Below are 10,839 nucleotides of genomic sequence, written 5' to 3'. Positions count from 1 at the left end.
TTCCGCAAGGGACTTCCCTTGGAGGACATGGAGTTCCACCAGTTCCACCCGACGGGTCTGGCCGGCCTGGGCATCCTGATCTCCGAGGCCGTGCGCGGCGAGGGCGGTCGTCTCCTGAATGGAGAGGGCGAACGGTTCATGGAGCGCTACGCGCCGACGATCGTCGACCTCGCGCCCCGCGACATCGTGGCCCGGTCGATGGTCCTCGAGGTGCTCGAAGGCCGCGGCGCGGGCCCCAACAAGGACTACGTGTACATCGACGTGCGCCACCTCGGCGCCGACGTGCTCGAGGCCAAGCTGCCCGACATCACCGAATTCGCCCGCACGTACCTGGGCGTCGACCCCGTCACCGAGCTGGTGCCGGTGTACCCGACGTGCCACTACGTCATGGGCGGCATCCCCACCACCGTGCACGGCCAGGTGCTGCGTGACAACGACTCGATCGTGCCGGGGCTATACGCCGCAGGTGAGTGCGCGTGCGTGTCGGTGCACGGTTCCAACCGGCTTGGCACCAATTCGCTGCTGGACATCAACGTGTTCGGCCGTCGAGCGGGCATCGCCGCCGCGGCTTACGCACTGGGTCACGACTTCGTCGACATGCCGGGGACTCCCGCCGACATGGTCACCAACTGGGTCGGCGACATCCTCTCCGAGCACGGCAACGAGCGCGTCGCCGACATCCGCGGTGCGCTGCAGCAGTCGATGGACAACAACGCAGCCGTGTTCCGCACCGAGGAAACCCTCAAGCAGGCGCTCACCGACATCCACGCACTGAAGGAGCGGTACGCCCGAATCACCGTGCAGGACAAGGGCAAGCGGTACAACAGCGACCTTCTTGAGGCCATCGAGCTGGGCTTCCTGCTGGAGCTGGCAGAGGTCACCGTCGTCGGCGCGCTGAATCGCAAGGAGTCCCGCGGCGGTCACGCCCGCGAGGACTATCCGAACCGTGACGACACCAACTACATGCGCCACACCATGGCGTACAAGCAGGGCGCCGACTTGCTGAGCGACATCCGGCTGGACTACAAGCCCGTGGTTCAGACCCGTTATGAGCCGATGGAACGGAAGTACTGACGATGAGCGCACCGGTCATCGACAAGCCCGCTACGGGCGACGCCGATATCCCGCCCGTACCCGAGGGCGCCGTGATGGTCACGCTGAAGATCGCGCGGTTCAACCCCGAGGATCCGGACGGGGCGGGCTTCCAGAGCTTCCGGGTGCCCGCACTTCCGTCGGACCGGCTGCTCAACCTGCTGCACTACGCGAAGTGGTACCTCGACGGCACCCTGACGTTCCGTCGATCGTGCGCGCACGGTGTGTGCGGCTCGGACGCCATGCGCATCAACGGCGTGAACCGGCTGGCGTGCAAGGTGCTGATGCGCGACATGCTGCCGAAGAAGCCCAACAAGCAGCTGACGATCACGATCGAGCCCATTCGCGGGCTGCCCGTGGAGAAGGACCTCGTCGTCGACATGGAGCCGTTCTTCGACGCCTTCCGCGCGGTGAAGCCGTTCCTGATGACCAGCGGCAATCCACCGACGCGGGAACGCATTCAGAGCCAGACCGACCGCGCCCGCTACGACGACACCACCAAGTGCATCCTCTGCGCATGCTGCACGACGAGTTGCCCGGTGTTCTGGAACGAGGGTTCGTACTTCGGGCCCGCCGCCATCGTCAACGCCCACCGGTTCATCTTCGACAGCCGCGACGAAGGCGCTGCCGAGCGGCTGGACATCCTCAACGAGGTCGACGGGGTGTGGCGCTGCCGCACCACCTTCAACTGCACCGAGTCGTGCCCCAGGGGCATCCAGGTGACCAAGGCAATTCAAGAGGTCAAGCGCGCCCTGATGTTCGCCCGCTAGTCACCCTCCGCGCGAGCGCTTCCCCCGCGAGCGTGCGTGTCTGCTCCGCGACACGCCGGAATATTTGTGCATCCGTGCACGCTCGCGGGCAGTTCAGAAGGCTAATTGCCACGTCACGAACTCGATCGGAACGCAGGGCACGGCGGCCATTGCGGCCAGTACCGCTACGACGCCGACCGCCTTGGTCGGGCGGCTGACGAGGGTGGCCACGTGGGCGATCGGTACGTGCGCTAATCGGTAGAACTACTCGGGATTGGCGGCGCGAGCGTGCGCCTTCTCGCGTTCTCAGCGGCGTGTCGCGGAGCAGACACGCACGCTCGCGGAAAGGGGGACTCGCCGGGGGGAAGGGCTCGTGGGAAGGGGCGGGCGCGGCGAACGGGGGTGTCACACATTCGGGGGCTGTCTCGTCTGACGGATATGAGCACGCAACGACCTCGCATCGAGCCCCTGTCCCCCGAGAAGGCACCACTGATGGCGCGCCTGATGTACCGCTACGCCAAGCGCCGCTTCGGCGAGGTGCCGGTGCCGTTCGCCGTCGGCGCGAACCACATGCCGCTGCTCGTCGCCAACGCCGTGCACGAGACGCTGCTGGAACGCGGCTCGAAGAAGCTGCCCGCCGACGTCCGAGAACTCGCGGTCTACTGGACCGCCCGCACCGTCGGCTGCTCGTGGTGCGTCGACTTCGGCGCCATGCTGATCCGTCTCGACGGGCTGGACGTCGAGCGGCTGAAGAAGATCGACGACTACGCGACCTCGCCGCTGTTCACCGACGACGAGCGCGCGGCGATCGCCTACGCCGACGCCATGACCACCGACCCGCACCTGGTCACCGACGAGCAGGTCGCGGATCTGCGGCGCCGCTTCGGCGATGCGGGCGTCATGGAGCTGACCTACCAGATCGGCATCGAGAACATGCGCGCCAGGATGAACACCGCGCTGGGGATCACCGAGCAGGGTTTCAGCTCAGGCGACGCGTGCCGCGTTCCGTGGGCCGGTGAACAGCCTGCCTAGGCACCCAGCGGTGAGCCGGTGAACTTGTCCGGGTTGGCGATGTCCCAGATGGCGTAGACCATTCCGTCGCGGACTGTCAGCGCCTGAATGTGCGGCTGCATCGCGGGCCATTCATCGGTGGCCTCGAAGCCCTCCGTGAAGACCCCCAGTTCACCGTTGACGAGCGCCAACTGGGCCGCCTCGAAGAACTTGGGCCCGTAGCGCTTGGCAAGGCCGAAGACGAAACGGGCCACCTTGTCGGGACCGTGGATGACGCGGGCGGCCGTGGGCGCCTTGCGGTTCGAGTCTCCGGTGAACGTCACGTCGGGATGCAGCAGGCCTACGACCGCCTGGACGTCGCCGACTGCCATGGCCGCCATGAGCTTTCCGACCACCTCGTCGTGCGAAGGGTCGCGTGCCGGTGCCTCTGCGTCGGCCACCGTCCGCCTGGCCCTCGATCCAAGCTGCCGCGCCGCCACCGGGCTGATGCCGAGCACGTCGGCGATCTCACCGAAAGGCACGGCGAAGCCGTCGTGCAGGACGAAGGCCACCCGCTGATCCGGGGTGAGGCGTTCGAGCACCACCATCGCGGCGAAGCGGGCATCCTCTTCGGCGACGACGGCGGTCAGCGGGTCCGACCTGTCGAGCGGCACCACCACGGGTTCGGGAAGCCACTCCCCGAAGTACGTCTCGCGGCGGTGCGCAGCCGACCGGAGCCGGTCGAGTCCGATTCGGCTGACGACGGTCGTCAGCCAGGCCCGCAGGTCGGCGATCTCGTCGCGCCGCGACCCAAGGGCATCCCAGCGCAGCCATGCGTCCTGAACCGCATCCTCGGCGTCGGCGAACGTGCCGGTGAGCCGGTAGGCCACGGCAAGGAGATGGGAGCGAAGCCCCTCGAACTCCTCGACGCGCGCGGTAGTCACGCGTCCAGGGTAGTCGCCGCCTCCAAGCGGCTGTTCCTCTCGATGCGCCGGTGGTCGTCGTCCCGCTCGACGAGTAGGCCGGTCAGCCGCCGATGGTGACGTAGGTCTTGCGGATGGTCTCCGTGACGAACCACGTGCCGCGCCACCCCTTGGGCAGCACCAGCAGCGAGCCGGGTCCGATGTCGGCGCGAACCCCGTCCTCGCCGACTACGGTGCCCGAGCCCGCAATGATGTGACACACCTCGGTCTCGTTCGACCGGTCCGCGGTGAACTCGCCAGGACCGCACTCCCACACGCCGGCATGCGTCGACTCACCCGACCACACGTTCAGCGTGGCCTCCGCCTGGTTGCTGCGGCTCGTCGGCTTCGGCTGCGGGGCAGGCAGTTCCGCGGTGACCGCGTTGTCGTGGCGCAGGTGTGCGCCCGCAGGTAATGACGTCATCGTTCTTCCTGTTCGGTGGTCGTCGGACGGGTCTGCGGTCAGCGCCCGGTGATCTTGTTGGCCAACCGTGCCAGTCCGCTCGTCGTCGACAACCCCCTGGCGGCCTCGCGCCGGTCTGCGGTCCGGTACAGCGCGTACATCGCTTGAACGCCAAGCCAGCGCAACGGCTCCGGTTCCCACTTGCGAACACGTCGACCCACCCACGGCAGCCGGGTGCGTTCGGTGTCCCGTTCGAGGACGAGGTCGGCGAGGGTGTGGCCGGCCAGGTTGGTCGTCGTGAGGCCGCTACCGACGTAACCGCCTGCGGTGCCGAGTCCGCTCGCCCGGTCGAAGTCCACGGTGGCCGTCCAGTCGCGGGGCACGCCGAGCACGCCGCACCACGCGTGGCTGATCGGCACGTCGCGGGTCGCGGGAAACATGTCGCGCACCAGAGCCGTCAGCGCCTCGACCGTCCACTGCTGGGTGGCTCCCCGATCGTCAAGCGACGAGCCGTAGCGGTAGGGAATTCCCCTGCCGCCAAGGGCAATCCGGTTGTCCGCGGTGCGTTGGGCGTACATGTATCCGTGCGCGTAGTCGCCGAGCAGTTCCGCACCCTCCCAGCCGATGTCGGCGCGCACCGACTCGGGTAGTGGTTCGGTGACGATCATCGACGAGTTCATCGGAAGCCACTCGCGACGTTGACCGGGCATGGTGGCGGTGAATCCCTCCAGGCAACGGAGTATGACGGGTGCGCGCACGTCGCCGCGGTCGGTCACCACGCGGCGGTGCTCGATGCTGGTCGCCGCCGTCTGCTCATAGATCGCCACGCCCATGCCCTCGACGACGCGCGCCAGACCCTGCACGAGCTTGGCGGGTTGCACGCGGGCGCAGTGCGGGGTGAACATCGCGCCCACCGCGTTCTGAACCCGGATCCGGGCGTTGGACTCGTCTGCGGTCAGGACGACGAAGTCTTCCGGTCCGGCGCCCCATCGCCGCTCGTAGTCGACCGATTCGTGGAGGCGGCCCAGCTGCGCCGCGTTTCGCGCGACGTGCAGCACACCGTCCTTGACGATGTCGGCCTCGATGCCCTCGGCCTCGGCGATGCCGATGACCTCGTCGACGGCGCCGCGCATCGCCCGCATCAGGGTGACGACGCCGTCGTGGCCGTGTGTCGAGGCGTAGGCGTCACGCGATCCAGCCAGCTCGGCGGACAGCCATCCCCCGTTGCGGCCGGAAGCTCCAAACCCCGCGAATTCCTTCTCCAGAATGGCGATTCGCAGGTCGGGTTGTTCGCGCTTGAGGTAGTAGGCGGACCACAGGCCCGTCAGACCGGCGCCGACGATGCACACGTCCACGTCGAGGGAGTTCGGCAGCGGCGGCCTCGATTCCGGCCACCCCGCGGAGCGGTACCAGAACGACACACTTCCATTGACGAAGTCGTTGGCAAGTCCGCCTGACGTGCGATCAACGGGTGACATGTTCTTCTTGCTCCTTCATTCGGGTATCAGCGGGGGCGGCAGCGAGGATCGCCGTGTTCTCGGGGTCGAACGTCAGCCAGACCCGTTGCCCCGGTTGGGTCGCCGTGATGCTGCCCGCACTCTCGCGGACCAGCACCACGGTGTCGTCGGACAGCCGGACCTCGACCTTGCGGGAGTTTCCGAGGTAGATCTCCTGGACCACGGTGCCCGGTACGGCATTGACCGCATCGGGCTCGGAGTCGCCTGCGACCAACCGGATCCGTTCCGGCCGCACGACGACCGCGACGGTGTCACCGCGCGCCGAATCCCCCCGCCCTGCCACGATTCGGCGCCCACCGACGTCTACCGTTCGCCCGTCGGTGACCGTCCCACCGAAGAGGGACGACTCGCCGAGGAAGCGGGCGACGAAGATGCTCTCGGGACGTTCGTAGAGTTCGGTGGGTGTTCCGACCTGCTCGATGCGCGCATCGTTGAACACGGCGATGCGGTCGGACAGCACCAGCGCCTCGTCCTGATCGTGCGTCACGTAGACGAACGTCGTGCCGAGTTCACCGTGGATGCGCTTGATTTCGAGTTGAAGCGAATCACGCAGCTTCTTGTCCAATGCACCGAGGGGCTCGTCCATGAGCAGCACGCGAGGTTCGTAGACCATGGCCCTCGCGAGCGCGACGCGTTGCTGTTGGCCGCCGGACAGCGCCTTGGGCATGCGCCTTCCGTAGTCCTCGAGACCGACGGTCCGCAGGGCGGCCGCCACCTTCTCCCTGCGCTCGGCCCTTGCCATCTTGCGCTGTCGCAACGGATATTCGACGTTGTCGGTCACCGTCATGTGCGGAAAGAGCGCGTACTGCTGGAACACCATGCCGATGTTGCGCCGGTACGGCGGCAGATCCGTAACCGGTCTGCCGTCGATCTGCAGCTCACCCTCGGTGACGTCGACGAAGCCGGCGATCATGTTGAGCGTGGTGGTCTTACCGGAACCGCTGGGCCCGAGGAGGGTGAGGAACTCCCCCGGTCGGGCGTCGAGGTCGATGGAGTCGACGGCGGTGACCGAGTCGTATCGCTTGGTCAGCCCCCGCATCGTGATGGATGCGCCATGCGGCGCGCGATCATCGGACACGGCTTCTCCTGATCGTGAAGATGCTGGCAATGATGGTCAGCGCTGTCGTGAGCGCCAGGATCACGGTGGCGGCCGCCGCGATCGTGGGATCGGTGTCGCGGGTGACCGAGGAGTACATCCGGACCGGCAGCGTCTGCAGGTACGGACTCTGAATGAACAGCGACAGCACGACCTCGTCGAAGCTGGTGGCGAATGCGAACAGCGCACCCGACAAAACACCGGGGGCCACCAGCGGCAGCGTGACGGTGCGGAACGTCGCCCACCGACGCGCCCCGCAGATGGCCGCGGCGTCCTCGAGTCGACGATCGAAACCCTGCAGGCTGGCGCTCACCGGGATGATCACGAACGGCAGGGCGAGCACGCTGTGCGCGACGACGAAACCCAGCGTCGTGCCAAGCAGATTCAGTCGCAGATAGATTGCGTAGATTCCGATCGACACCACGATGACCGGAACGATCATCGGTGCGAGCAGGAGGGCGCGCAGGCCTTGGTCGCCAAAGAAACGCGTCCGACTGAACGCCACCGCCGCCGCCGTGCCGCACACCGTGGCGACGACGGCGACCAGCAGGCCGACCCGGATGCTGGCCTCCAGCGACCAGAGCCACGACGGATCGGTGAAGAAGTTGGTGTACCACTGCGTTGACCAACCGGTGGGAGGGAAGTTGAACGACGCTCGGTCGGTGAAGCTGAGCGGCACCACGATCAGCGAAGGCGCGACCAGCCAGAGCGCGACGACGGCGCAGAACACCAGGAGCAGGGCACGCCAGAACGTCGTACTGCGCCTCATCACGAGGGGTGCTCCTGCCGAGACCCGCGGCGCAGCACCAGCATCAGCACCGCGAGCACCACGAACGTGACGAGCAACAGGACCACACCCATCGCCGCGCCCTTCCCCCACTGCAGCAGGCTGTTGACCTGCACGTAGATCTGCTGGCTGATGAGCGCGTTGTCGGGCGAGCCGAGCAGCGCCGGTGTGACGTAGAAGCCGAGGCTGCTGATGAACACCATCAGACAGCCGGCGCCCACCCCCGGCATGGTCAGCGGCGCCCACACGCGGGCGAAGGACGTCAGCGGACGCGCACCCAGGCTCGACGAGGCCAGCACCAGCCGTCGGTCGATACCCGACATCACCGCATACAGCGGTAATACCATGAACGGCAACAGGATCTGACTCATGCCGATCACCACGCCGAGATTGGTGCGGATGAGTCGGACCTCCCCGAGACCGATGAGTTTCAGGACGGCGTGCGCGGGGCCGTTGTCCTGCAACAGGATCACCCATGCGAATGTGCGGACCATCAGGCTGGTCCAGAACGGGACCAGCACCAGCATCGTGAGAACCGCCCGCACCCTTGGACCGAACGCCACCATCGCGTAGGCGTAGGGGTACCCGAGGACCAGGCAGATCACGGTCACCTCTAGGCCCGTGGTGAAGGTGCGCAACAAGACTCGGCGTTGCACGTCGTCGCCCACGTACCAGACGAAGTTGCCGAACCCCGCGACGGGATCGGTGAAGGCCCGCCACAGCATCAGCGCCAGCGGTACCGCGAACACCCCGATCACCAGGATCACCGAGGGGGTGAGCAGTGTGTAGGCGCCGCGGCGCCTGCGCTTCGCTCCTGCGGCCTCGGTCCGTGATCGTGGCGGCGCCGCTCCTCCGGAGAAGACGTCGACTACGGTCATGGGTCCGAAACCTCCTTACTTGGCAAGCCAATCCGAGTACGTCGCGTTCATGGCGTCGTTGTTCTTGGCCCACCACGCGACGTCGAGCGGGAAGCGGTCCTTACCGCGCTCCGCTGAGGTGGTCAGATAGCTCTTGGCCAGGTCGTCGAGCTGCGGCTTCGCATCGACGTTGATGGGGCTGTACGACGTCAGTTCGGAGAGCTTGGCCTGTTGTTCGGCGCCCAGGTAGTAGTTGATCAGCGCCATGGAAGCCTGGGGGTTCTTGGCACCCTTGGGCACCGTGATCGTGTCGGCCTCCGGCATCCACTGGTTCCACATCGGGGCGAACGGAGCGCCGTTCTTCACGGCGGAGTAGGCGCGTCCACTCCAGACGAGCGCCATGTCGACCTGACCGCCCTCGATGAGCTGTTGGGCATGCGCTCCGCTGTTCCAGAACACGATGTCGTCCCGGATGCTGGACAGCTTGCGCAGCGCGCGCGGTGCATCGATGGGGTAAACCTGGTCCGGCGCAACGCCGTCGGCCAGGAGCGCGCCCTCGAGCACGCCCGGATCGAGCTCGCCCGCGATGCCCTCTACCGAGCGCTTGCCGGGGAACTTGGTGGTGTCGAAGAAGTCGGCCCACGTCTTGGGCGGGTTGGCGCCGTACTTCTTGGTGTTGTAGACGACGATGAGCCCGTAGCCCATGGCAGGTACCGAGCAGTCGTCGGTCTTGGAGCCAGGCGGAAGCTTGCTGAGGTCGACGATGCTCGTGTCGATCGGCAGGAAGAGGTCGCCGCAGTGTTGCGCGGTGATCACGTTGGTCGAGTCGATCACGTCCCATGTGACGTTGCCGGATTCGACCTGCGTCTTGATCTTGGCGGTCTCGGTTGGGCCGTCCTGCAGTACGCGGGCGCCGGAGGCCTTGGCGAACGGGTCGACCGCGGCCTTGGTCTGGCCATCCTGGTAGATGCCACCGTACGAGACGAAGGTCAGCGTCAGACCCTTGAGTGCGTCGGCCTTGATCGTGCCTGCCTTCGGCGGACCACTGCCAAGGGCGAGGGCGACGCCCGGCGCTGGCCCCGACGAGCACGCGGAGGTGACGAGCACGCACGCGGCGAGCATGACGGGCAGGCGTCGAACGAAGGTTGAAGTGGCCATTCGAATCTCCTTTGATCTAACGATGGCGTGGTCGTGGCTTGTCTTCAGTTGGTGGGAGGACTGACGATCCAGAACAGTTCGGCGTACGCGTCACCGGTGTTGTGGACGGTGTGCGGGATCGAGGTGCTGTACTCCGCGCTGTCTCCGGCCTCGAGGAGGTAGGTCTTGCCGTCGAGTTCCAGCGTCGGCCCGCCGGAGATGACGACGAGGAGCTCTTGCGCGTCACCGTGTACGTAGGCGTCCCCCGCACTCGCACCGGGAGCGAGCTCGCCGACGTATACCTCGAGGTTTCGCAGCGGTTTCTGGGACAGCAGGTACTTGGCGCTCAGGTCGGAGACCTCGATGACCGGACGGTCGGCCTTGCGGAGGATGCGAACGTCGCCGACGTGGTCATCGGCGAACAGATCCGGAAGGGTGATCCCCAGTTCTTCGGACAACCGCCGCAGGGTGCTCACGCTGGCGTTGACCTGTCCACGCTCGACCTGGCTGAGAAAGCCCGGCGAGATGCGCGCACGATCGGCGAGATGCCGCAGTGTGAGCTTGCGCGCGACCCGGAACTGACGAATGCGCCCACCCACGGCAGCGTCCGCGGCGGTGGTCGGATCGACACCGGGTTCCAGGGTCGAACTCATCGGGAGAACCCTCCGTTCGCCGATATCAAACAGGTCAGTTGTTCTAAGCGAACAACTTGTTCGTTTCATCGTCGACCGTAAGCGGATCCCGTGCAGGGCGCAAGACGTAGATCACATGGGGAGTTCAACATGACTTGGCCCACACCCCTCAACCAGCGTTCCACCTGGGCAGGCCTGTGACTGCGATCGCCACTACTCGCTCCGGTGGTGACGGGCGTACTGCACGACGACGGCCGAACCGTCGGCGCGCGGATCTGCCGCCGCGGTGAACTGACCGTCGCGGCCCACCTGGACCACGTTGGCCTGCCCCAGCCCCTCGGTGTGTCTGGGAACTTCGACGACCGCGAGGCCCGACGCGGCGAGAGACGTTGCGGCAGCGGGATCGACGTCCGTCTCGACGACGACGGAGTCGGCCGTGCAGCCGTACTCCTGCGGACCCGCGACGGCTCGCGGCGCGGCGACGGCGTCTGCGGCCGTGGCCCCGTCCAGCATGCGCAGCAGCACCTGGGCCAGGATCTGTGGCTGGCCCTGTCCGCCCATCGTCGCCAGGACGTGACGGACTGCGCCGTTCTGCGTCGTTATCACCGGCATTAGCG

General features: G+C 66.7%; 11 protein-coding genes and 1 pseudogene. 3 read left to right on the top strand and 9 right to left on the bottom strand.

Annotation, left to right across the window (positions count from 1 at the left end; genetic code table 11):
• The 3 genes and pseudogenes from ACRDUX_RS09080 to ACRDUX_RS09070 form a co-directional block, all read left to right on the top strand.
• Positions 1 to 1,074 (top strand): FAD-binding protein (locus ACRDUX_RS09080; RefSeq protein WP_526413093.1); only part of this gene is annotated, 1,074 nt, incomplete at its 5' end.
• Positions 1,075 to 1,076: 2 nt separating this feature from the next.
• Positions 1,077 to 1,862, top strand: a complete 786-nt coding sequence (locus tag ACRDUX_RS09075; protein WP_526413091.1) for a succinate dehydrogenase/fumarate reductase iron-sulfur subunit — start codon at positions 1,077 to 1,079, stop codon at positions 1,860 to 1,862.
• 402 nt (positions 1,863 to 2,264) lie between these two features.
• Positions 2,265 to 2,873 (top strand): annotated as a pseudogene (locus ACRDUX_RS09070) (carboxymuconolactone decarboxylase family protein); the annotation flags it as partial.
• On the opposite strand, the gene sigJ reads toward ACRDUX_RS09070, so the two are convergent.
• The 9 genes from sigJ to ACRDUX_RS09025 form a co-directional block, all read right to left on the bottom strand.
• Complete coding sequence (sigJ, locus tag ACRDUX_RS09065; protein ID WP_526413089.1) at positions 2,870 to 3,775, bottom strand: RNA polymerase sigma factor SigJ; 906 nt, start codon at positions 3,773 to 3,775, stop codon at positions 2,870 to 2,872. The pseudogene ACRDUX_RS09070 and the gene sigJ overlap by 4 nt on opposite strands.
• A gap of 82 nt (positions 3,776 to 3,857) precedes the next feature.
• A complete protein-coding gene (locus ACRDUX_RS09060) occupies positions 3,858 to 4,217 on the bottom strand; it encodes a cupin domain-containing protein (RefSeq protein ID WP_526413087.1) in 360 nt (119 codons plus the stop codon).
• A gap of 38 nt (positions 4,218 to 4,255) precedes the next feature.
• On the bottom strand, positions 4,256 to 5,674 hold the full coding sequence (locus ACRDUX_RS09055) for an NAD(P)/FAD-dependent oxidoreductase (protein ID WP_526413085.1): 1,419 nt from the start codon (positions 5,672 to 5,674) through the stop codon (positions 4,256 to 4,258).
• A complete protein-coding gene (locus ACRDUX_RS09050) occupies positions 5,661 to 6,791 on the bottom strand; it encodes an ABC transporter ATP-binding protein (protein WP_526413083.1) in 1,131 nt (376 codons plus the stop codon). Before ACRDUX_RS09050 ends, ACRDUX_RS09055 begins: the two co-directional genes overlap by 14 nt.
• Complete coding sequence (locus ACRDUX_RS09045; RefSeq protein ID WP_526413081.1) at positions 6,781 to 7,578, bottom strand: ABC transporter permease; 798 nt, start codon at positions 7,576 to 7,578, stop codon at positions 6,781 to 6,783. Before ACRDUX_RS09045 ends, ACRDUX_RS09050 begins: the two co-directional genes overlap by 11 nt.
• A complete protein-coding gene (locus ACRDUX_RS09040) occupies positions 7,578 to 8,474 on the bottom strand; it encodes an ABC transporter permease (RefSeq protein WP_526413079.1) in 897 nt (298 codons plus the stop codon). The genes ACRDUX_RS09045 and ACRDUX_RS09040 overlap by 1 nt, the downstream gene beginning before the upstream one ends.
• 15 nt (positions 8,475 to 8,489) lie before the next feature.
• Positions 8,490 to 9,611 (bottom strand): ABC transporter substrate-binding protein, encoded by a 1,122-nt coding sequence (locus tag ACRDUX_RS09035; RefSeq protein ID WP_526413077.1) that lies wholly within the window; start codon positions 9,609 to 9,611, stop codon positions 8,490 to 8,492.
• A 44-nt stretch (positions 9,612 to 9,655) separates the two neighbouring features.
• Positions 9,656 to 10,243, bottom strand: coding sequence for a type II toxin-antitoxin system RelB family anti-toxin (relB, locus tag ACRDUX_RS09030; protein WP_526413075.1), 588 nt, complete (start codon positions 10,241 to 10,243; stop codon positions 9,656 to 9,658).
• A 192-nt stretch (positions 10,244 to 10,435) separates the two neighbouring features.
• Positions 10,436 to 10,839: gamma-glutamyltransferase (locus ACRDUX_RS09025; protein ID WP_526413073.1), on the bottom strand; the 404-nt coding region annotated here is incomplete at its 5' end.

This window comes from Mycobacterium sp. (assembly GCF_050701675.1).
Taxonomy (GTDB): domain Bacteria; phylum Actinomycetota; class Actinomycetes; order Mycobacteriales; family Mycobacteriaceae; genus Mycobacterium.
This window is presented reverse-complemented; position numbering and strand designations above follow the sequence as displayed.

Coding starts and splice junctions, on each gene's coding strand:
- ACRDUX_RS09040 (WP_526413079.1), bottom strand. CDS start 8,474: ATGACCGTAGTCGACGTCTTCTCCGGAGGAGCGGCGCCGCCACGATCA.
- ACRDUX_RS09035 (WP_526413077.1), bottom strand. CDS start 9,611: ATGGCCACTTCAACCTTCGTTCGACGCCTGCCCGTCATGCTCGCCGCG.
- relB (WP_526413075.1), bottom strand. CDS start 10,243: ATGAGTTCGACCCTGGAACCCGGTGTCGATCCGACCACCGCCGCGGAC.
- ACRDUX_RS09075 (WP_526413091.1), top strand. CDS start 1,077: ATGAGCGCACCGGTCATCGACAAGCCCGCTACGGGCGACGCCGATATC.
- ACRDUX_RS09045 (WP_526413081.1), bottom strand. CDS start 7,578: ATGAGGCGCAGTACGACGTTCTGGCGTGCCCTGCTCCTGGTGTTCTGC.
- ACRDUX_RS09060 (WP_526413087.1), bottom strand. CDS start 4,217: ATGACGTCATTACCTGCGGGCGCACACCTGCGCCACGACAACGCGGTC.
- ACRDUX_RS09055 (WP_526413085.1), bottom strand. CDS start 5,674: ATGTCACCCGTTGATCGCACGTCAGGCGGACTTGCCAACGACTTCGTC.